Here is a 20,303-nt window from a genome sequence, read left to right on the forward strand (position 1 = left end):
CTGGCGGCGCGATAACCCAGAATTGAAAAATGACATTTACCACAGAGGCCACAGAGCACACAGAGTGAAAGCCTGCTTTTCTCGGTGGCCTCTGTGGTGAGACAGCTTTTGATCCTGGTCTTGGAATCGCGCCGCCAGCGACGCTCCTACGGAATGGTCTTTGCCATAAGCCATTCCCGCTAACCCGCGATGAACCCAAAAAAACGGGCAACATCCAGTTGCCCGCAAGGGAAGGTTAAGGCGTCGCCGTTGACGCCTTACTGCCGTAGATCAATAGCAATCAATGGCTGATCATCCAGGGCCGTGCCGACGGGAACATCTTGTTGCCCTCCGCGGTGTAGAACAGCTTGGACTTGCGCTTGTGATGACAGCAGCCCTGTTCTTTCTCAGAGTGCTCGTTGCCATGACGAGGCTCGTGGGCTGCCTTCTCATTCCGTTCAAAGGCCTGGCGTCGTTCCGGTGCCATATCCAGCAGCTCCGGCGCCACCATAATCACCCGGGCGGAGAGCGCACCACAGGTGGGACAGGGGGCACATTCACCGGAGGCCTGCATGGGCACCAGATCGTGAAACAGGCCGTGCTCGGAACACTTGTAGTCATAAAGCGGCATGATCAGCTCCTATCCTGTTACTTGTCTTTGGACAGCGGTACGTCAGTGCTGCCGGCCACGCTGTGTTGCGGCCCGTCCATCCCCGGCTTGATATCGAAGTCGAAGATATCCGTGGGCAGCCACAGGGTGGCACAGGCATTGGGAACATCCACCACCCCACTGATATGCCCCTGTACCGGCGCACAGCCGAGCAAGGCGTAGGCCTGGGCCCCGGTGTAACCAAACTTCTTCAGGTACTCGATGGCGTTCAGACAGGCCTGACGGTAGGCCACATGCACGTCCAGATAGTGCTGTTTGCCTTCCTCATCCACGGAGATACCTTCGAAGATCAGGTAGTCGTCATACTTCGGCGCCATGGGGCTGGGCTTGAAGATCGGGTTCTTGATGCCGTACTTCTCCATGCCGCCCTTGATGATATTCACCCGCAGGTGAATCCAGCCGGCCATTTCGATAGCACCGCAGAAAGTGATTTCACCGTCGCCCTGGCTAAAGTGCAGATCACCAACGGACAGACCGGCATCTTTCACGTAGACAGGGAAGTACACCTGGGAACCCCGGGAGAGATCCTTGATATCACAGTTTCCACCGTGTTCACGGGGCGGTACGGTACGGGCGCCCTCTGCAGCTGCCTTGGCCTTGGCATCGCCGCTCAGCTTGCCCATGTGGGCGGTGTCGGCGTAAGGCAGGTTGGCCAAGCCGGGAACACGGTCGGGCTCGGTATCGTAGAGTTCTTTCTCCCGGCTGTTCCACTCGTCCAGCATTTCCTTGGAAGGCAGACAACCGATCAGGCCCGGGTGAATCAGACCCGCAAACTCCACATTGGGAATATGGCGGGACTTGGTGAACATGCCGTTGAAATCCCAGATCGACTTCTGTGCTTCCGGGAAGTGTTCAGTCAGGAAGCCACCGCCGTTCTGCTTGGAGAAGAAGCCGTTGAAGCCCCACTGGCTTTCTTCAAAGGTGCCGATATCGAGAATATCCACCACCAGCAGGTCACCAGGCTCAGCCCCTTCCACGCCTACCGGGCCGGTCAGGAAGTGTACCTGGGTGAGATCCACATCGCGCACGTCGTCGGCGCAGTCATCATTCTTGATCTGGCCACCGGTCCAGTCATGGCATTCGAGGATAAAGTCGTCACCCGGCTTGACCATCTTGGCCATGGGAATATCCGGGTGCCAGCGGTTATGGATGTTTTCGTTTTCATAAGGCGATTGGTTCAGGTCGATCTTGATAATCGTTTCAGCCATGGTGAGCTCTCCTCCGGTTTAGCCACAGGGATCCACTGTCTTTGCAGTGCTCCCGTCGTTGCAGAACCACTATCGGAAAATTCACCCCACACCACCATTCGCCCATGTCCCACTCGGAGTACGTCATTTGACGTATTGATGGCCGCGCTGCGGCTGCAACACGCATCATGCAAAAGAAAGGAGGCAACGGAGAAACAATGTGGGAGCTTGCCTGCAAGCGATCCGAGCCCAAGCGAGGTGATGAGTTTCGAGTTACGAGAAACGAGTTTCGAAAGGCAGAACAGCAGCATGGAAAGCGGTTTGGGTTTTGATCTTCGAGATGTGCTTCTGGAATCCTTACCTCGCTTAGGCTCGGATCGCGAGCAGGCTCGCTCCTACAGCGGGGTATAGCGAGTGTTTTACCGATGCAAAAAGGCCCGCCCGGGTTACCGGGCGGGCCTTTTTGCATCAGGCAGCCTGCGTCCAGCATCCCTACACCGGAATCACGATCAGCGCCCCACCTTCCATCCGCGCCTCAAAGGTATCTGCCTGGGGATAGTCCAGCATCACCCGGGCCAATGGCGGGGAGAGTTCATTGCGAACCCGGCGGGCCATTTCCCGGGCGCCGAAGCGGGCGTCCAGGGAACGGCAAAGATGCCGTCGGGCTCCCTCCCCGAGGCTCAGTACCACCTTACGCTTTTGCAAAACACGATTAAGACGATCCAGCTCGATATCGAGCAGCTGCTCACTGAGATCCTTGTCGAGGGGATTGAAGGTAATGATGTTATCGATACGGTTGAGGAATTCAGGATCAAAGCGTTGATGCAGCGCCTGATCCACCACATCGTGGATCTGCTGCCGGGCGTTGCCCCAGCTCCACCAGCGTTTCTGCTGCTGCCGACTCAACCGGGACACCTGAGCGGCTCCCACATTGCTGGTCATAAAGATCAGACTATTACGAAAATCAATTTCCCGGTTGCCCGCACTTAATCTCAAGCGCCCCCGTTCAAGCACATTCAACAGGGCACGCACTACCTCCGGGCTGGCTTTCTCCAATTCATCAAACAGCACAATACCGGGTTTACTGAAGCTGCCGGCAATGGCATCCACATCGAACAGGGTCTGCCCTTCCTTGCTACCCACATAGCCTGGCGGTGCGCCCGTCAGTGAGGCCGCATAGTGCTCCTGGGCCAGGGTGCTCATGTCGATGCGGCACACTGCATCCGCACTTCCATGAATGGCTTCCGCCAGCAGCCGGACGGTTTCGGTCTTGCCCACACCGGTAGGCCCGACAAACAGCTGCACGGTTAACGGACGATCCGCAGCACCGATATCCGCCTTGAGCACCTGCAGCATGTTGTCGATGCTATCCAGCACATGATCCTGGCCAACGATGCGCGCCCGCAGGCGAGCCATGGTCTCAGCCGGATCGAACAGGAAACGGCTCTGGCGACCGGGGTCGACAGACCAGCGCTGCCGGTCTGCCACCTCCTTGTTCGCCATCAGCTGCTCATTGATGAAGGGCATCAGCCACCTGCCGTTTTCTCTTTGCCCTCCACGGGCAGCTCACCCACCGGACATTCCGCCACACCAACGGTAGAGCGCGTCATGGCTTCCACATTTTCCTGCGCTTTCTGCGCATCCATCACCCAGGTGCGATAGAAGTCGAACGGACAATCTGCCACGCCCTTGTCGCCATCACCGGAAGCATGCATACCGGTGTAGCCACGGTGCAGCAGTTTGAACAAGTGGTTCTGGGATTGATCATTGGCGCGGGCATCGCGGATCTGGCTGACAGACAGTTGCGCATACTGCACACCCATATCCTCTTCGCCACATTCCCCCAGGGTGCGGCCGTCAAAACCGATCAGCGCGGAGTGGCCGAAGTAGGAGTACACGCCATCAAAACCGGTGGCATTTGCCACCGCCACATAACAGTTATTGGCCCAGGCCATGGACTTGGCCATCATCACCTGCTGCTCTTTCGCCGGATACATGTAACCCTGGCAACGGACAATCAGCTCGGCACCTTTCATGGCGCAGTCCCGCCAGATTTCCGGGTAGTTGCCGTCGTCGCAGATGATCAGGCTGATCTTCAGTCCCTTGGGGCCTTCGGTGACATAGGTGGTGTCACCGGGATACCAACCTTCGATAGGACACCAGGGAATGCACTTGCGGTATTTCTGGACGATCTCGCCTTCATTGTTGATCAACACCAGGGTGTTGTAGGGCGCCTTGGCGGGATGTTCCTCGTGGCGCTCACCGGTGAGGGAAAATACCCCCCAGGTGTTGGCTTCACGGCAGGCCGCCGAAAAGATGGCGGTTTCATCCCCGGGCACCGTAGCGGCAGTCTCCATCATTTCATCCGGGTCATACATGATGCCCATGGTGCTGTATTCCGGAAACACCACCAGATCCATGCCCGGCAAGCCCTGCTTCATGCCCTTGATCATGTCGGCAATCTTGCGGGCATTGTCCAGAACTTCAGCCTTGGTATGCAGACGCGGCATCTTGTAGTTCACCACCGCCACGCCAACGGTATCGTTACTGCTGGAAATATCTCCGTGTCGCATCTCTCTCTCCTGAATACGTTAGGGGGAGCCTCTGATCAACGCCTTGCACGCTCAGAGGCTCCCTGGAAAACGCTGGCGGTGTTACACCGCCAGGTAGGCCGCGATTTTTTCCTGGTTCACATCGTCGCCGCTTTCCTCGTGGACGATCTTGCCTTTCTCGATCACCAGGATGCGGTCGGCCACATCCATCACGAAGCTCAACACCTGCTCGGACACCACAATGGACAGCCCACGCTCGTCACGGATACGCTTCAGCGTCTTGGCCATGTCCTTGATGATGGAGGGCTGGATCCCTTCGGTAGGCTCATCCAGCAGCAACACCTTGGGTCGGGTTGCCAGGGCCCGGGCGATGGCCAGCTGCTGTTGCTGACCGCCCGACAGGTTGCCGCCGCGGCGGTTCTGCATTTCCTTCAGCACCGGGAACAACTCATAGAGGTCTTCCGGCACTTTCTTTTCACCGACGGCGGCCAGGCCGGTTTCGATATTTTCTTTCACGGTCAGGGTCGGAAAGATCATTCGCCCCTGGGGCACAAAACCCAGACCGGCTTTCACGCGCTGAAAACTTTTCAGTGGAGACAGATCCTGGCCATCCAGCTCGGCCTTGCCACCACGCATTTTTTCCATCCCGATCAGGGATTTCATCAGCGTGGTCTTGCCCATGCCGTTGCGCCCTACCACCGCCACAATTTCGTTCTCGGCGATGTTCAAATTCATGTCGCTGATAATGGTGCTCTGGCCGTAAGCCACCTGCAGATTCGATACATTCAACATATTCAGTACCTCGCCTAAGCGTCAGTGTCCCAGATAGACTTCGATGACTTTCGGATCCTGCTTGACGTGATCGATGGAGCCTTCGGACAACACCTTGCCCTGATGCATCACCGTCACGCGGTCAGCAATATCACCGACAAACTGCATGTCGTGTTCGATCACCAACACTGTGTGGTTTTCAGTGATAACACGCAGCAGTTCGGCGGTTTTTTTCCGCTCTGCCACGGACATGCCGGCCACCGGTTCATCCAGCATCAGCAAGTCCGGCTTCTGGATCAGCAACATGCCGATCTCCAGCCACTGCTTCTGGCCATGGCTGAGCAACGCTGCTTCCTGATGAAGCATCTCGGTGAGAAAGATGGTTTCAGCCACTTCCTCCACCGCCTTGATCACTTCCGCATCACGTTTAAAGGCCAGCGCGCCAATTACCGACCTTCCAGCCGGGTAGGACACTTCCAGGTTTTCGAAAACAGTCAGATCTTCATAGATGGACGGGTTCTGAAACTTGCGTCCGACTCCCGAGCGAACAATGTTGTGTTCGCTCATTTTGGTCAGCTCCTTGCCCTGGAACTTGATGGAGCCATCGGTGGCCTTGGTCTTGCCACAGATCAGATCCAGTACCGTGGTCTTGCCAGCCCCATTGGGGCCGATGATCACGCGAATCTCTTTGGGTTCCAGGTAGAGTGACAAGTCATTCACGGCCTTGAAGCCATCAAAGGACACCGTCAATCCTTCCACTGCCAGAATGAAATCTTGTTTGCTCGGGCTCATTTGGCTTCCTCCACAGGCAGGGTTTGTGCTTCAGCATTGCCGCGACGCAGCATGGCGGGAAGTTTGCTTTCCAGCGGCATGACATAGCGGCGATAGAGACCCGCCAGACCATCCGGGAAGGCCAACACCACGGCGATGAACAACACGCCGAGACCGTACAGCCACAGTTCCGGGAAGGATTCAGAGAAGAAGGTCTTCGCGGCATTCACGATCAGCGCGCCGTAGATGGCACCCAGCAAGGAGTTCCGGCCGCCTACCGCACACAGGATCACCATCTCGATGGAAGGCACGATGCCCACAAAGGAGGGAGACATGAAGCCCACCTGCAGGGTAAACATGGCGCCACCGATACCGGCAAACATGGCCGCCAGACAGAACACGAAGATCTTGAAGGAAGCCACGTCATAACCGGAGAAGCGTACCCGGTCTTCCTGATCGCGCATGGCCAGCAGAATCCGGCCGAGCTTGCTGCGCATCACCCAGGCACCCACGATCAGGCAGACAAACAGCATGCCCACACAGACGAAGTACAACAGGGTTTTGGCTTCATCGGTGCGGATATCCCACCCCATCAGGGTGCGCAGATCGGTAATCCCGTTGACCCCGCCAGTGAAGCCCTGCTGACCGATGATCAGGATGGTCAGAATGGCAGCAATGGCCTGGGTGATGATGGCAAAGTACACGCCACCCACACGACGCTTGAACATGGCCACCGCGATGATGAAGGCCAGCAACGCCGGTACCGCCAGCACCGCAATCAGGGTGAAGGAAAAGCTGTGGAAGGGTTCCCAGAACCACGGCAGCGCGGTGAGCTGGTTCCAGTCCATGAAGTCAGGGATCCCCGGGGTAGACTGAATGGCGGTGTTCTCCGGGCTGGACGCTTCCAGCTTGAGGAACATGGCCATGCAGTAACCACCCAGACCAAAGAAGATCCCCTGCCCCAGACTGAGAATGCCACTGCGACCCCAGCACAACACCAGCCCCAGCGCCGCGAAGGCATAGGTCAGGTATTTGCCGACCATGTTGAGGCGGAAGGAATCCAGCGCCAGCGGGAAGACCACTACCAGCAGCAAGGCCAGCAGCAGATAGTAGATGCCCTCGCGGGACTTCAACCATTCGATGAACATATTTGCTTTCATGGCAGCCTCCTAGCGACGCACTTTCAGGGCGAACAAACCTTGCGGGCGCAGCATCAGAATGCCGACCACAAACAGCAGGGTCAGAACCTTGGCCATGGAACCACTCAGGAAGAACTCCATGGTGGACTGGGCCTGGGAAATGGTGAAGGCAGAGGCAATGGTGCCAAGCAGACTCTGGGCGCCACCGAAGACCACCACCAGGAAGGTATCCACGATATACAGCTGCCCGGAGGTCGGGCCGGTGGAACCGATCATGGTAAAGGCGCTGCCAGCCACACCGGCGATGCCGCAGCCCAGTGCGAAGGTGACCCGGTCAACCCGGCCACTGTCGATACCCACGGCTTCGGCCATGGGACGGTTCTGCACGACAGCACGAACCTGACGGCCCCAGCCGGAACGGAACATCAGCAGATAAACGGCGAAGGCGATCAGCAGCGACAACACCATCACGAACAGACCGTTGATGGGAATCTCCACCAGATCGGTCACGGCAATGGAACCCATCATCCAGTCCGGCAGGCTGACACCCACTTCACGGGCACCAAACACGCTGCGGTAGGTCTGTTGCAGAATCAGGCTCAGGCCCCAGGTGGCCAGCAAGGTATCCAGCGGCCGATGATAGAGATGTCGTATCATCAACCATTCCACCAATGCCCCCAGTGCAAAGGTGACAACAAAGGCCAGAATCATGGCCACAAAGAAATAACCCCCGTATAAACCGGGCATGACACTTTCAAATACCTGGGCAGTCAGATACGTGGTGTAGGCACCCAGAATCATGAACTCACCATGGGCCATGTTGATCACGCCCATTTGCCCAAAAATAATTGCCAGCCCCAGCGCCATCAGTACGAAGATGGAAAACAGCGACAGGCCGGCAAACCCCTGCATGGCGAAGATGGACATCAGCTCCGGCATGGAATAGTCAGCGAACATGGCAGGTACTCCCAAACAGTGATTGGCTTACTGCGATCAGGAAAGTCGGCAAGACAGGAAAGAATTCGTTGAAAGAAAAGCCGGTGCCCGATCAAGCTGGGCACCGGTTAACGCAAGTGCTTACTGGTAGCCTTCCGGGAACGGGTCCGGTTCCATCAGCTCTTCGGTTTCGTAGATCACCTTGTACTGACCGTCGGTCTGGGCCTGGCCAATACGCGCCTTGGACCACAGGTGATGGTTCTCGTGGATGCGCACATAACCTTCAGGCGCAGTGGTCAGCTCGATGCCGGGGGAAGCCGCCTGCACTTTCTCGATATCGAAAGAACCGGCCTTCTCGACAGCAGCTTTCCACAACCAGGGGCCAAGGTAGGCAGCCTGGGTCACGTCACCAATCACGATGTCATCGCCCCAGCGTTCCTTGAACGCTTTCACGAAGGCTTCGTTGTTGGAGTTGGTCAGGCTCTGGAAGTACTTCATGGAAGCGTAGGCGCCTTCCACGTTCTCACCGCCAATACCCAGGATTTCATCCTCGGTCACGGAGATGGTCATCAGCAGAGGCTTCTCTTTGGTGAGATCTACGCCGGCCGCTTTCATCTGCTTGTAGAAGGCCACGTTGGAACCACCCACTACAGAAGCAAAGATCACGTCAGGCTTCTTCAGCTTGATCTTGTTGATCACGGAGTTGAACTGGGTGTGACCCAGCGGGTAGTACTCTTCGCCCACCACTTTCAGGCCCAGCTTGTCGATGTGCTTGCGGGCAATTTTGTTGGAGGTACGCGGCCAGATGTAGTCAGAGCCGAGCAGGTAGAAGGTCTTGGCGCCCTTCTCCTCTTTCAGCCAGTCGATGCTCGCCAGAATCTGCTGGGTAGCTTCCTGACCGGTGTAGATCACGTTGGGAGACTGTTCCAGGCCTTCATAGAAGGTCGGGTAGTAGAGCATGCCGTTGTACTGCTCGAATACCGGCAGCACCGCTTTACGGGAGGCGGAAGTCCAGCAGCCAAATACCGCGGCCACCTTGTCGTTCACCAGCAGCTTGCGGGATTTCTCGGCGAAGGTAGGCCAGTCACTGGCGCCATCTTCCTGGATGTATTCGATCTGCCGACCCAGTACACCGCCAGAGGCGTTGATCTGCTCGATGGCCAGCTTCTCGGCTTGCACCGAACCGGTCTCACTGATGGCCATGGTGCCGGTGATGGAGTGCAGGATACCCACCTTCACGGTGTCATCGGTGACCGCCAGCCCGGTGGTGTTGACCTCACTTGCCAGCGCATTGCTGGACAAGGCGAACAGCGCCGGCAGGGCCATCAAGCCCCCCAGCAGGTGCCGGCGCGTCCAGGACGACCGGCGGGTGGACGTTTGGGTTTTGCTCAATTTCATGGTTTACCCCTCATCAGCGAAATTCACGGGAAGCACGTTGTGTCCCTCGCCAACGAGTATGTGAATCTGGTCCTTTTCCTCCCATTCGGTGATTGCGCCATCGCACTACGTCATTTGACGCATACCCCATGCCGGGAAAGCCGCCTAACGTAATGCGCGTATACACGCGGGCACGATATATGCATGAGAGGTGAAATGTGAATATAATTCACCGCCCACAGGATCCGGCCAGGCAAGGTTGCACGGCCCGAAAACGTTACGGCATCCGCGAAACGGATCTCCGCTGCCGACACCGGTATTACCATGGCCATTGAGCAGCGGATTTTCCGCGTCCGCCGAAGCTATAACCAATGGGTCGCCAACCAGACCCTGGAAGACTTCGCCCTGCGTTTTACCGGCAAGGGTGCCCGGCGCTGGTCCGCCGGCCGGGTGGCGGGCACCGCCATCGGCGCGGTGACCTTCCTGGCACTGGAAGCCATCGGTGGCGCCATTACCCTCAACTACGGCTTCACCAACGCGGTTGCCGCCTGTGTCGCGGTCATGGCAGTGATCTTTCTGCTTGGCCTGCCGGTGAGCTATTACGCCGCCCGCTATGGTGTGGACATCGACTTGCTCACCCGCGGCGCCGGCTTCGGCTATCTGGGCTCCACCCTCACGTCCCTGATCTACGCCTCATTTACTTTCATCTTCTTTGCCCTGGAAGCGGCCATCATGGCCATGGCGCTGGAGATCCTGTTCGGTATTCCCCCCACCATCGGTTATCTGGTCAGTTCGCTGGTGGCCATTCCCCTGGTGATTCACGGCATTACCACCCTCACCCGCTTTCAGCTGTGGACCCAGCCGGTCTGGGTTTTTCTGCAACTGCTGCCGTTTGTCTTCATTCTGCTCCAGGACCCCTCCACCCTGCCCCGCTGGGCGGCCTTTGAAGGACTCAATAACGCCAGCGGTGACTTCAACCTGATCATGTTCGGAGCCGGTGCCACGGTCCTGTTTTCACTGGTGGCACAGATCGGCGAGCAGGTGGATTTCCTGCGTTTCATGCCGGAAGCAAAGAAAGGCAAACGGATACGCTGGTGGCTGGCGCTGTTGGTCGGCGGCCCGGGCTGGACCCTTCTCGGCGCGTTCAAACTGCTGGCAGGCTCATTCCTTGCGGTGCTGGCGTTTTATCACGGCCTGCCCTTTGAGCAGGCCCAGGAACCCATGCACATGTACCTGGTGGCCTTCAGCCACGTGACCACCAATCCCACCATGTTGCTGGCACTGGCAGGCATCTTCGTGATCCTGTCCCAGCTCAAGATCAATGTGACCAATGCCTACGCCGGCTCCATCGCCTGGTCCAATTTCTTTTCCCGCCTCACCCACAGCCATCCCGGCCGGGTGGTCTGGCTGGTGTTCAACGTAGTGATCGCCCTGGTGCTGATGGAAATCGGTATCTATCGGGCTTTCGAATCTATCCTCGGCAGCTATGCCATGGTGGCCGTGGGCTGGATGGGGGCGCTGGTGGCGGATCTGGTGATCAACAAGCCGCTGGGCCTGAGCCCGAAACATATCGAGTTCAAACGCGCCTACCTGTATGACATCAACCCGGTAGGTTTCGGTTCCATGCTGATTGCCACCGGCATCGGCCTTGTGGCCATGACCGGACTGTGGGGCGAAACCGTTCATGCGCTGGCCTCGTTCATTGCCCTGGCCAGCACCTTCATCACCACCCCGTTACTGGCGATCCTGACACGCAGCCGCTACTACATCGCCCGCACCCCGGATTCCACCCGCGAACTGGAAGGCCATGCCTGCTGCATCTGCGAACACACTTTCGACCGCGAAGACATGGCGTTCTGCCCGGCCTACAACGGTCCGATCTGCTCGCTGTGCTGTTCGCTGGATGCCCGCTGCAACGACACCTGCAAGAGCAATGCGCGGGTCTCGGAACAGATGATGGTCTGGGTGGGTGGCCTGTTACCCGCCCCGCTGATCAATCAACTGCGCTCACGGCTGGGACACTTTCTGGGCCTGCTGATCACCATCACCCTGATCATGAGCGGCTTCCTGGCGCTGGTGTACTACCAGATCCCGGTCAGCGATCCCCATGTGCAAACCCTGATGGCCGACACCCTCACCAAGGTCTTTGCGATCCTGATCATCATCAGTGGTGTGATCGCCTGGCTGTTCGTGCTCGCCCATGAAAGCCGGGTGGTAGCCCAGGAAGAAAGCCGTCGGCAGACCCGAATGCTGATGGAAGAGATCAAGGCCCACGAAAAAACCGACCGCGAATTGCAGAAAGCCAAGGAACTGGCCGAGGCCGCCAACCAGGCCAAGAGCCGCTATCTCACCGGGCTGAGCCACGAGCTGCGCTCTCCGCTGAACGCCGCCTTCGGCTATGCCCAGCTACTGGAACAGGATCCCACCATCCCGAGCAACCGCCGCGATGCGGTGGGCGCCATCCGCCGCAGTACCGAGCACCTTTCTGATCTGATTGAGGGACTGCTGGAGATTTCCAAGATCGAAGCCGGTCGGCTGGAGCTGTACCGCAACCAGGTGTGTGTGCCGGAATTGATCGACGAGCTGGTGACCATGTTCCAACTGCAGGCAGCCGAAAAGGGCATCGGTTTCGAGTTCCGCAGCAAAACGCCGATTCCCGGCTGGGTCACCACGGATGAAAAGCGCCTGCGCCAGGTACTGATCAATCTGCTCTCCAACGCCATCAAGTTCACCCGCGAAGGCCAGGTGACCCTGACCTTCCGCTACCGTAATCAGGTGGCTGAATTCAGCATCGTCGATACCGGGGTCGGCATCGATGAGGAAGACCTGCAGCGCATTTTCCGGCCCTTCGAGCGGGTCCGTAAGCCCGGCATTCCCAGCGTCCACGGGACCGGCCTGGGACTCACCATTACCAAACTGCTGGCCGACATCATGGGCGGCGACATTCAGGTCAGCAGCACTCCCGGGGTGGGCAGCGAGTTCCGGCTCTCGGTCATGCTTTCCCGGCTCAACGGCCCGGATCCCACCGAACAGAAGCGCACGCCGGTGATCGGTTATACCGGTGTCCGCAAGAGCCTGCTGGTGGTGGACGATGACCCCTCCCACCGTGGTCTGATCAGCGATCTGCTTACCCCGCTGGGCTTCATCATCAATGAAGCCCCGGATGGCGAGACCGGCATGCAGCTGGCCCGGCATATCCAGCCGGATCTGATCCTGATGGATATCTCCATGCCCGGCATGAGTGGCTGGGAAACCGCCCAGCATATCCGCCGCCAGGGGTACCGGGGCCCCATCGTGATGCTGTCCGGCAATGCCCGTGAAAACCAGCCGGACATCCCCGAGGGGTTGCACAACGATTACCTCACCAAGCCGTTCAAACTGAACGCATTGGTGGACTGCCTGGCCCGGCAACTGGGGCTGACCTGGCTGCACCAGAGCAGCGCCCCACCGCAGCGGATTCCCCTCACCGAAGAACCAGCGGCCCCGCTGGATCAGGCGCTGCGTGACGAGCTGCTGGCACTGGCCGAAATCGGCCACCTCAGCGCGCTGCGTGAGCGCCTGGAAGACGCAAAAACGAAAGGTTTGCTGCCCGACACCCTGGCCAGCGATCTGGATTCCCGTTTGACCCTGTTTGATTTTCAGGCGGTGATCCGCCTGCTGGAGACTGCCGCATGAATGCCGCCCAACAACGCAAGGATCTGATTCTGGTGGTGGATGATTCCCCCGATTCTCTGGGCATGATCCATCAGGCACTGGACCAGGCCGGCCTGACCGCCCTGGTGGCTCTGGAAGGCCAGCAGGCACTGGGCATCGCCGAAAAGATGACCCCGGACCTGATTCTGATGGATGCCATCATGCCCAATCTGGATGGCTTCGAGACCTGCCGGCGACTGAAACAGAACCCGCTACTGTCGTCGGTGCCGGTGATCTTCATGACCGGCCTCACCGAGAGCACCGATGTGGTGCGTGGCCTGGAAGCCGGTGGCGTGGATTACGTCACCAAACCGGTACGCCCCAATGAATTGATCGCCCGTATCCGGGTGCACCTGAATAACGCACGCATGACCCAAAGCGCGCACACCGCCCTGGACCGCCTTGGACAAAGCAGTTTTTCCACGGATGATCAGGGACAATGGCGCTGGGGTACGCCGCAGGTGGACCAGCTACTGGAAAAAACGGCAGTGCAAAGAGAGGCTCTGTCTGAACAGGTGGGCCAGTGGTTACGTCACCAGCCGGAACCGGGACAGCAACTCAACCAGATGCCGGGCAACCTGCAGCTGCGCTATCTGGGGCAATCGGAAGCGGGCGAGCACCTGTTCCGTCTGCTGCATATCGACAGCGACGCGGAGCTGGAGCTACTGAAGAATTCCCTGCATGTGACCCAGCGGGAAGCCCAGGTCCTTGTGTGGATTGCCCACGGCAAGACCAACCGGGAAATCGCCCAGATCCTCGAACTCAGCCCGCGCACGGTGAACAAGCACCTGGAACAGATCTTCCGCAAGCTGGGAGTGGAAAACCGCACCGCCGCGGCGGCGATGGTGATCCAGTATCTGACGCGGTATTGAAAAGCAGCTGCAAGCCACAAGCTTCAAGCTGCAACACGAGAGCCTGTTTAGCCAAACGTTGAGCGCTTTCCCCGCGAACTATAACGTCATGGTCGCGGGCAAGGCATCTTCGAACCGATTGCGTGAAGCCGCGCCTTGTAGCTTGAAGCTTGTGGCTTGCAGCTTCTTCCTACCCCGCCGGGACGATCACTTCCGGTAACACCGTCGCGATGGTGCCGTAACTGACCACCAGCAACATCATGGAAATCGCCAGACCGAGGAAGGGCCCCACATTCAGGGCGCGGTGGAAGATGAAGGCCTGGGCGGCCAACTGCCAGCTGACCAGCAGCAGGTAGAATACCTCAAGACCGCCGGTGGCGCCGCCGAGCAGCACCCCCGCCGCCAGCAACGGCAAGTTGACGATGGACAGCACCACATCCACCCCCACCAGCGCGGTAGCGGTCTGCAGCCAGCGGCCAGTGAGGCCCTTGAAGGACAGCAACATCAGGGTACCCGCCAGCAGAATGGTCAACGCCAACCACTGGCTGCCCAACAGCAGGGCCACCGGGATATTGCTCTGGGCCAACCCAACCATCAGTTGCAGGCCGGTCCATATCATCAACACCACCGCCAGGATGGACGGGGAATAAGGGGTATCTTCCGGCCCGGCCCGAAAAATCGCCAGCCGCCAGAACAGGGTCATCAATGCTTTCATGGGGGGCTATTCTTCCAGAGCGGGAGGGAAAGGCAAGCGAAGCCACAAGCTACAAGCTGCAACACGAGATCCTGCATCGCCATACCTTGAACGCTTTCCCCGCGAACTATAACGCCATGGTCGCGAGCACAGCATCGTCGAACGGGTAACCTGAAACCGCGCCTTGTAGCTTGAAGCTTGTGGCTTGCAGCTGCTTCGTCCGACAACATCGGGTGTGTTTCCGCCCCGCCTTCGCTAGAATGCCCACAAATCGAATTGAGGGGTCTGTCACATGGCGCGTAAAAATGCTTTCTACGCTCAGTCCGGCGGTGTTACCGCTGTCATCAATGCTTCCGCTGCCGGCGTGATCGAAGCCGCGCGTGAGAACAAGGATGTGATCGGCAAAGTCTACGCCGGCCGTAACGGCATCATCGGTGCGCTCACCGAAGAGCTGATCGACACCAGCAAGGAAAGCAAAAGCGCCATCGAAGCGCTCAAGTACACCCCCGGTGGCGCCTTCGGCTCCTGCCGCTACAAGCTCAAGGATCTGAAAACCTCCCAGCGCGAATACGAGCGCCTGATCGAAGTATTCAAGGCACATAACATCGGCTACTTCTTCTATAACGGTGGCGGCGACTCCGCCGATACCTGCCTGAAGGTGTCCCAGCTGTCCGAAAAAATGGGCTATCCGATCCAGGCCATCCACGTGCCCAAGACCGTGGACAACGATCTGCCCTTCACCGATGTCTCTCCGGGCTTCGGTTCCGTGGCCAAGTACACCGCGGTGAGCTGCCGTGAAGCCGCCCTGGACGTGGCCAGCATGTGCGCCACCTCCACCAAGGTGTTCGTGATGGAAGTGATGGGCCGTCACGCCGGCTGGATTGCGGCTGCCGCCGGTCTCGCCAAGGAAGAGAATGACGACGCCCCGCATCTGATCCTGTTCCCGGAAATCGCCTTTGACAAGGCGGCCTTCATGAAGAAGGTCGAAGCCACCGTGAAGAAAGTGGGCTACTGCGTGATCGTGGTCTCCGAAGGCGCCCGCTACGAAGACGGCACCTTCCTGGCTGACGCCGGCACCACCGATGCCTTCGGTCACAAGCAGCTGGGCGGTGTTGCTCCGGTGATTGCCCAGATGGTGAAAGATGAGCTCGGCTACAAGTATCACTGGGCGGTGAGCGATTACCTGCAGCGTGCTGCTCGCCACATCGGCTCTGCCACCGATATGGAACAGGCCTACGCCGTGGGCCGCGCCGCCGTCGAGTTCGCCGTGGCCGGCAAGAACGCGGTGATGCCCACCGTGGAGCGGAAGAAGACCAAGAAATACAGCTGGACTATCGGCGAAGCCCCGCTGAAGAAAGTGGCCAACGTGGAAAAGGCCATGCCGCGCAAGTTCATCAGCAAAGATGGTTTCGGCATCACCCCCTCCGCCCGCGAGTACCTGTTGCCGCTGATCGGTGGCGAGTCCTACCCTCCCTACAAGGATGGCCTGCCGCAGTTCGCCAAACTCAAGCTGGCGCCGGTGGCGAAGAAGCTGAACGACCACTTCGAGGTTTAGCCTTAAAGCGGACAAAAAAAACGCCCTGCACTGCAGGGCGTTTTTTTTGCCGCTTCGCGGCCGCCTGACGCTTCACGCAACACGCAACACGCCAAACCATTTCAAACCTGATCCCGCGGCAGAAAGCGTAGGGCGGAAATCGGCGCCAGCCGATCTCCGCCGTGACACCGCAACCCGATAAGGGCACACCGGCCACATCATCCTGTCGGAGATGGGCTCACGCCCATTTCCGACCTACGACGGCTGAGCAGAGTTTCGAAAATCAAAACGCTAAACGTGATACGCAAGCCTGTCCGTAGGAGCGTCGGTTATTCGCTTCGCTCACCCTTCGGGCCGCCCTGCGGGCGTTCCTTCGCTGCGCTCGGTGGCGGCGCGATAGCCAGCCCAGGAAAAGAAGGTTTTACACTCTGTGTGCTCTGTGCCCTCTGTGGTAAAAATTGCATTTTGAGGTGTTGGGTAATCGCGCCGCGAGCGACGCTTACGAGAAGGGATAAATCCTTCCACCCTCGCCCCACAGCGTGTCGAGCTGGGTTTTGAAGCGCGCCTGGTCGCCGGTGGAAACAAAGCCGGCTTGGCCTTCCCTGCCGTCTGCCGCCAACAACCCATGCTGCTCCAGCCGCCGCGCCACTTCCCGCGCCACCGCATCCTGGGTGCTGATGATGGTCACATCCGGTCCCGCCACGGCGGCAATCTGCTCGGCCAGAAAATGATAGTGGGTGCATCCCAGCACAATGGTATCCGCCCCCTCGGCCAACAACGGAGAGACATATTCCTGCAGCAGATCACGGGTCATGGCGCTATCGAAATCCAGCGCTTCGATCTGTTGAACCAGACGCGGACAGGGCTGCACCAGCAATTTCACGTTACTGCTGAAGCGTGCCGCCAGGTTTTCAAAGGAGTGGGTCTGCAGGGTTCGCGGCGTTGCCAGCACCCCTACCACCCCACTGCGGGTTGCCAGCACCGCAGGTTTCACCCCCGGCTCGACACCAATGATGGGCACAGAAAAACTCTCACGCAGTTGCGCGATAGCGGCGGTGGTGGCGGTATTACAGGCCACTACCACCGCCTTGGCACCGCGCTTCAGCAACAATCCGGTGATCGCATGCATACGCTCACGGATAAAGTCGTCAGCCTTGTCGCCGTAAGGGGCATGGCAGGAATCCGCCACGTAGAGCAGGTCTTCCGCCGGCAAACGCTCACGCACCGACCGAGCCACAGACAGGCCGCCAATGCCGGAATCAAAAATGCCGATGGGAGAAGACAGATTCATGGAGTGGTCAAACCATCCAGCCGTTCACAAGCGGGCCATTGTACTGCAACACCCGGGCCCGGCAGAGAACCCACTTCGCTTTTGGCACAATCAACAGCGACCAGCAGTCATTTCTCAACCCCGCTCACGACTATCGTTCTGGCGCGCATGGTCAAGCAGGTCCTCGACGAATTCCTGCTCTTCATGCAGATCATCCACAACCTCCGGTGCATCCGGCAGAACCTGGTTGAGAATCACCGCCACCAGCCCACACAGACTGATCCCCTGCAAGGTGAAATCGCCGTTACCTACCACCATGCCACCAATACCGAAGATCAGCGTCACCGCCACAATCACCAGATTGCGCTGGGCATGCAGATCCACTTGAGCCTTGATCAGGGTATTCATGCCCACGCTGGCGATGGAACCGAACATGAGAATCAGGATGCCGCCCATTACCGGGGTAGGAATACTCTGCAGCAGCTGACCGAACTTGCCGATGAACGCCAGACCAATGGCGAAGATCGCCGTCCAGGTCATCACCACCGGATTGAAGATCCGGGTCAGCATCACCGCCCCGGTGACTTCGGAGTAAGTGGTGTTGGGCGGACCACCAAACAGGGCCGCGGCCATGCTCGCCACACCGTCCCCGGTGAGGGTGCGATGCAGACCCGGCTTGCGAATGTAGTCCTTGCCAGTGACATTGCTGATCGCCAGCACATCGCCCACATGTTCAATGGCTGGCGCCAGTGCCACCGGTACCATGAACAGGATCGCCGGCCAGTAGAAGGTGGGGGCGATAAAGGCCGGCACTTCCAGCCAGGCGGACTGCTTCACCGTGGTGAAATCCACCATGCCCATGGCCAGCGCCGTCAGGTAACCCACCAGCACGCCGCAAAGAATCGGTAGCAGGCGGAACAGCCCGTGCCCCAGGGTGGCCACCAGCAGCGTCGTCAGCATGGCAATCATCGACACCAGCAAGGCATCGGCATAGGAAAACAGCTGCATCTCGCCATCACCGGACAGGCCCATGGCGAAATTCACCGCGGTGGGCGCCAGACTGAGACCAATCACCATGATGATCGGGCCGGTCACCACCGGCGGCATGAGCTTGTGCAGGAAGCCAGGACCACGCCATTTCACCAGCGCCCCCAGCAGGATATAAACAATGGCCGTACAGAACAGCGCCCCCATGGTGGCCGGCACCCCCCATTGTTTGACCGCATGGGTTATCGGCGCCACGAACACAAAAGAAGAGGCCAGAAACACCGGAATGGAGCGCCGGGTGATCCATTGAAACAGCAAGGTGCCTAGCCCCGCCGTAAACAGGGCCACACTGGGATCGAGACCGGTCAGCAAGGGCATCAGCACCATGGCACCAAAGGCCACGAACAGCATCTGCGCCCCGATCAGGATAATTTTCCAGTTCCAGAATCCACCAGCCTGGCTCATGTTACGCTCCCCCTATCGGGTACCAAAGATCTTGTCACCGGCATCACCCAGACCGGGAATGATATAACCATCATCGTTCAGGCCCTGATCCACCGAGGCGGTGTAGATATCCACGTCTGGATGTTCGGCACGGACTTTTTCGATCCCTTCAGGAGCGGCCACCAGCACCAGGGCACGAATCTGCTGGCAACCCGCTTTCTTGAGCATGTCGATACAGGCGACCAACGAGCCCCCGGTAGCCAGCATGGGATCGATGACCAGCGCAAGACGCTCGTCGATATCGTGGGCCAACTTCTCGAAATAGGCGACCGGCTCCAGAGTTTCCTCATCACGGTATACCCCGACCACGCTGACCTTGGCACTGGGGATCAGCTCCAGCACCCCGTCCAGCATGCCAAGGCCGGCACGCAGGATCGGCACCACCGTCACCTTTTTTCCCTTGATACGCTGCGCGGGGGCGGGGCCCATCCAGGTATCGACCTGATAATCCTCCAGTTCCAGATCGCCGGTGGCCTCATAGGTAAGCAGGCTGCCGATCTCCGAGGTCAGCTGGCGAAAGCTGCGGGTGCTCAGGCTTTGCTGACGCAACAGGCCGAGCTTGTGTTTGATCAGCGGGTGACGGACTTCGTGCACGGACATGAGGCGTCTCCTGGGGCGAGAGTCGAATGGGCTACCGCCCCATTGTGCCCGTTACCATCGAAATGTCACCGGTTAGCCGCTTCCACTGTTCACTTGCTGACGGGGGTGCTACCTTCAGATGAAAGAACAACAAGGAAAGAGCGTGACCAAATCCCTTGCCGAGTCGAGCCGAAAAGAGTTTGTATATGAGTGTGCCAGCCGCGCACTGGCAGCGAGCTTTTCAAACCCCGCATCGAAGCCATCCATCGCCAGCATGGTTCGCGACGCTGACAAGCTGTGGGAAGAACTTCAGGAATGGGAAACCCTTCGACAGGAGTCACAATTATGAAAGCACTGATCACCGCTGCGGCCTTGCTGCTCGCCACCCTCAGCACCCCGCTGTGGGCCGCTGACAGCATCTCCGTAGAGCAACTGAAGCAGGAAATGGCGGCAGAGAAGAGCCCCATCATCATTGATGTCCGTGACGAAGATGAATATCTGGCCGGCCATATCCCTGGCGCCATCATGGTCCCGGCCAAGAATATCGAGCACCACCTGGATATGCTGCAGCAGTACAAGAAAGACGAAATCGTGCTGTATTGTATGTCTGGTCGCCGCGCCAGTGCTGCCGCCACCGCCCTGGAAGGGGCCGGTTTCAAGAATGTACGGCTCCTGGAAGGCAACTACCCGGGTTGGCAGGCCGCCCAGGAATGATCACATAACTGCATAAAAAGCTGCAAAAGGGGTGCTCGGCAGGGCGCCCCTATCCTCCAGAATAAGCTTATTCCGATTCCTTAAGCCCCTTCGAC

At 58.7% G+C, this 20,303-nt stretch carries 18 protein-coding genes; 5 read left to right on the forward strand and 13 right to left on the reverse strand.

The annotated features are described in order from the left end of the window. Window positions 1–280 precede the first annotated feature (280 nt). The 9 genes from MWU49_RS06220 to urtA form a co-directional block, all read right to left on the reverse strand. A complete protein-coding gene (locus MWU49_RS06220) occupies window positions 281–610 on the reverse strand; it encodes a zinc ribbon domain-containing protein (protein WP_246969527.1) in 330 nt (109 codons plus the stop codon). A gap of 17 nt (window positions 611–627) precedes the next feature. Beyond that, the gene (fmdA, locus tag MWU49_RS06225) at window positions 628–1,857 is read right to left on the reverse strand and encodes a formamidase (protein ID WP_246969530.1); all 1,230 of its coding nucleotides are present in this window, start codon (window positions 1,855–1,857) and stop codon (window positions 628–630) included. 471 nt (window positions 1,858–2,328) lie between these two features. Then, window positions 2,329–3,363, reverse strand: a complete 1,035-nt coding sequence (locus tag MWU49_RS06230; RefSeq protein ID WP_246969533.1) for an AAA family ATPase — start codon at window positions 3,361–3,363, stop codon at window positions 2,329–2,331. Further along, the gene (locus MWU49_RS06235) at window positions 3,363–4,409 is read right to left on the reverse strand and encodes an aliphatic amidase (RefSeq protein ID WP_246969536.1); all 1,047 of its coding nucleotides are present in this window, start codon (window positions 4,407–4,409) and stop codon (window positions 3,363–3,365) included. The genes MWU49_RS06230 and MWU49_RS06235 overlap by 1 nt, the downstream gene beginning before the upstream one ends. 81 nt (window positions 4,410–4,490) lie before the next feature. After that, entirely contained in the window at window positions 4,491–5,180 is a 690-nt protein-coding gene (gene urtE, locus MWU49_RS06240; RefSeq protein WP_246969539.1) for an urea ABC transporter ATP-binding subunit UrtE, read from the reverse strand. 21 nt (window positions 5,181–5,201) lie between these two features. Continuing rightward, window positions 5,202–5,951 carry an urea ABC transporter ATP-binding protein UrtD gene (gene urtD / locus MWU49_RS06245; RefSeq protein ID WP_246969542.1) on the reverse strand — a complete coding sequence of 250 codons (750 nt, stop codon included), beginning with the start codon at window positions 5,949–5,951 and terminating at the stop codon, window positions 5,202–5,204. Beyond that, the gene (gene urtC / locus MWU49_RS06250) at window positions 5,948–7,090 is read right to left on the reverse strand and encodes an urea ABC transporter permease subunit UrtC (protein ID WP_246969545.1); all 1,143 of its coding nucleotides are present in this window, start codon (window positions 7,088–7,090) and stop codon (window positions 5,948–5,950) included. Before urtC ends, urtD begins: the two co-directional genes overlap by 4 nt. 9 nt (window positions 7,091–7,099) lie before the next feature. Further along, window positions 7,100–8,026, reverse strand: a complete 927-nt coding sequence (urtB, locus tag MWU49_RS06255; protein WP_035230577.1) for an urea ABC transporter permease subunit UrtB — start codon at window positions 8,024–8,026, stop codon at window positions 7,100–7,102. A 120-nt stretch (window positions 8,027–8,146) separates the two neighbouring features. Beyond that, window positions 8,147–9,403: an urea ABC transporter substrate-binding protein gene (gene urtA, locus MWU49_RS06260; protein ID WP_281502108.1), complete on the reverse strand. Its 1,257-nt coding sequence runs from the start codon at window positions 9,401–9,403 to the stop codon at window positions 8,147–8,149. Between the two features lie 303 nt (window positions 9,404–9,706). Here urtA and MWU49_RS06265 point away from each other — a divergent pair, with 303 nt between their 5' ends. Both MWU49_RS06265 and MWU49_RS06270 read left to right on the forward strand, forming a co-directional pair. Then, window positions 9,707–13,057 (forward strand): ATP-binding protein, encoded by a 3,351-nt coding sequence (locus MWU49_RS06265; protein ID WP_246969548.1) that lies wholly within the window; start codon window positions 9,707–9,709, stop codon window positions 13,055–13,057. Further along, a complete protein-coding gene (locus MWU49_RS06270; RefSeq protein ID WP_246969551.1) occupies window positions 13,054–13,947 on the forward strand; it encodes a response regulator transcription factor in 894 nt (297 codons plus the stop codon). Before MWU49_RS06265 ends, MWU49_RS06270 begins: the two co-directional genes overlap by 4 nt. Window positions 13,948–14,116: 169 nt before the next feature. On the opposite strand, the gene MWU49_RS06275 is transcribed toward MWU49_RS06270, so the two are convergent. Then, window positions 14,117–14,641, reverse strand: coding sequence for a hypothetical protein (locus MWU49_RS06275; protein WP_246969554.1), 525 nt, complete (start codon window positions 14,639–14,641; stop codon window positions 14,117–14,119). 271 nt (window positions 14,642–14,912) lie between these two features. On the opposite strand from MWU49_RS06275, the gene MWU49_RS06280 reads away from it, so the two are divergent. Beyond that, complete coding sequence (locus tag MWU49_RS06280; RefSeq protein WP_246969556.1) at window positions 14,913–16,175, forward strand: 6-phosphofructokinase; 1,263 nt, start codon at window positions 14,913–14,915, stop codon at window positions 16,173–16,175. Window positions 16,176–16,653: 478 nt separating this feature from the next. On the opposite strand, the gene murI is transcribed toward MWU49_RS06280, so the two are convergent. From murI to upp, 3 genes are all read right to left on the reverse strand, one after another. Then, window positions 16,654–17,445 carry a glutamate racemase gene (gene murI / locus MWU49_RS06285; protein ID WP_246969558.1) on the reverse strand — a complete coding sequence of 264 codons (792 nt, stop codon included), beginning with the start codon at window positions 17,443–17,445 and terminating at the stop codon, window positions 16,654–16,656. Between the two features lie 114 nt (window positions 17,446–17,559). After that, window positions 17,560–18,876: a uracil-xanthine permease family protein gene (locus tag MWU49_RS06290; RefSeq protein WP_246969560.1), complete on the reverse strand. Its 1,317-nt coding sequence runs from the start codon at window positions 18,874–18,876 to the stop codon at window positions 17,560–17,562. Between the two features lie 12 nt (window positions 18,877–18,888). Then, window positions 18,889–19,515, reverse strand: coding sequence for a uracil phosphoribosyltransferase (upp, locus tag MWU49_RS06295; RefSeq protein WP_246969562.1), 627 nt, complete (start codon window positions 19,513–19,515; stop codon window positions 18,889–18,891). A gap of 118 nt (window positions 19,516–19,633) precedes the next feature. Here upp and MWU49_RS06300 point away from each other — a divergent pair, with 118 nt between their 5' ends. Together MWU49_RS06300 and MWU49_RS06305 are read left to right on the forward strand one after the other, a co-directional pair. Next, the gene (locus tag MWU49_RS06300) at window positions 19,634–19,843 is read left to right on the forward strand and encodes a hypothetical protein (protein WP_246969566.1); all 210 of its coding nucleotides are present in this window, start codon (window positions 19,634–19,636) and stop codon (window positions 19,841–19,843) included. Then, the gene (locus MWU49_RS06305) at window positions 19,840–20,208 is read left to right on the forward strand and encodes a rhodanese-like domain-containing protein (protein ID WP_246969568.1); all 369 of its coding nucleotides are present in this window, start codon (window positions 19,840–19,842) and stop codon (window positions 20,206–20,208) included. The genes MWU49_RS06300 and MWU49_RS06305 overlap by 4 nt, the downstream gene beginning before the upstream one ends. The last annotated feature ends 95 nt before the right edge of the window (window positions 20,209–20,303 follow it).

The organism is Alcanivorax sp. S6407, assembly GCF_023016115.1.
GTDB lineage: Bacteria > Pseudomonadota > Gammaproteobacteria > Pseudomonadales > Alcanivoracaceae > Alcanivorax.

What these genes read in the sequence shown, in the direction of transcription:
- MWU49_RS06220 (WP_246969527.1), bottom strand. Translation starts at nt 610, where the DNA reads ATGCCGCTTTATGACTACAAGTGTTCCGAGCACGGCCTGTTTCACGAT.
- fmdA (WP_246969530.1), bottom strand. Translation starts at nt 1,857, where the DNA reads ATGGCTGAAACGATTATCAAGATCGACCTGAACCAATCGCCTTATGAA.
- MWU49_RS06230 (WP_246969533.1), bottom strand. Translation starts at nt 3,363, where the DNA reads ATGCCCTTCATCAATGAGCAGCTGATGGCGAACAAGGAGGTGGCAGAC.
- MWU49_RS06235 (WP_246969536.1), bottom strand. Translation starts at nt 4,409, where the DNA reads ATGCGACACGGAGATATTTCCAGCAGTAACGATACCGTTGGCGTGGCG.
- urtE (WP_246969539.1), bottom strand. Translation starts at nt 5,180, where the DNA reads ATGTTGAATGTATCGAATCTGCAGGTGGCTTACGGCCAGAGCACCATT.
- urtD (WP_246969542.1), bottom strand. Translation starts at nt 5,951, where the DNA reads ATGAGCCCGAGCAAACAAGATTTCATTCTGGCAGTGGAAGGATTGACG.
- urtC (WP_246969545.1), bottom strand. Translation starts at nt 7,090, where the DNA reads ATGAAAGCAAATATGTTCATCGAATGGTTGAAGTCCCGCGAGGGCATC.
- urtB (WP_035230577.1), bottom strand. Translation starts at nt 8,026, where the DNA reads ATGTTCGCTGACTATTCCATGCCGGAGCTGATGTCCATCTTCGCCATG.
- urtA (WP_281502108.1), bottom strand. Translation starts at nt 9,403, where the DNA reads ATGAAATTGAGCAAAACCCAAACGTCCACCCGCCGGTCGTCCTGGACG.
- MWU49_RS06265 (WP_246969548.1), top strand. Translation starts at nt 9,707, where the DNA reads ATGGCCATTGAGCAGCGGATTTTCCGCGTCCGCCGAAGCTATAACCAA.
- MWU49_RS06270 (WP_246969551.1), top strand. Translation starts at nt 13,054, where the DNA reads ATGAATGCCGCCCAACAACGCAAGGATCTGATTCTGGTGGTGGATGAT.
- MWU49_RS06275 (WP_246969554.1), bottom strand. Translation starts at nt 14,641, where the DNA reads ATGAAAGCATTGATGACCCTGTTCTGGCGGCTGGCGATTTTTCGGGCC.
- MWU49_RS06280 (WP_246969556.1), top strand. Translation starts at nt 14,913, where the DNA reads ATGGCGCGTAAAAATGCTTTCTACGCTCAGTCCGGCGGTGTTACCGCT.
- murI (WP_246969558.1), bottom strand. Translation starts at nt 17,445, where the DNA reads ATGAATCTGTCTTCTCCCATCGGCATTTTTGATTCCGGCATTGGCGGC.
- MWU49_RS06290 (WP_246969560.1), bottom strand. Translation starts at nt 18,876, where the DNA reads ATGAGCCAGGCTGGTGGATTCTGGAACTGGAAAATTATCCTGATCGGG.
- upp (WP_246969562.1), bottom strand. Translation starts at nt 19,515, where the DNA reads ATGTCCGTGCACGAAGTCCGTCACCCGCTGATCAAACACAAGCTCGGC.
- MWU49_RS06300 (WP_246969566.1), top strand. Translation starts at nt 19,634, where the DNA reads ATGAAAGAACAACAAGGAAAGAGCGTGACCAAATCCCTTGCCGAGTCG.
- MWU49_RS06305 (WP_246969568.1), top strand. Translation starts at nt 19,840, where the DNA reads ATGAAAGCACTGATCACCGCTGCGGCCTTGCTGCTCGCCACCCTCAGC.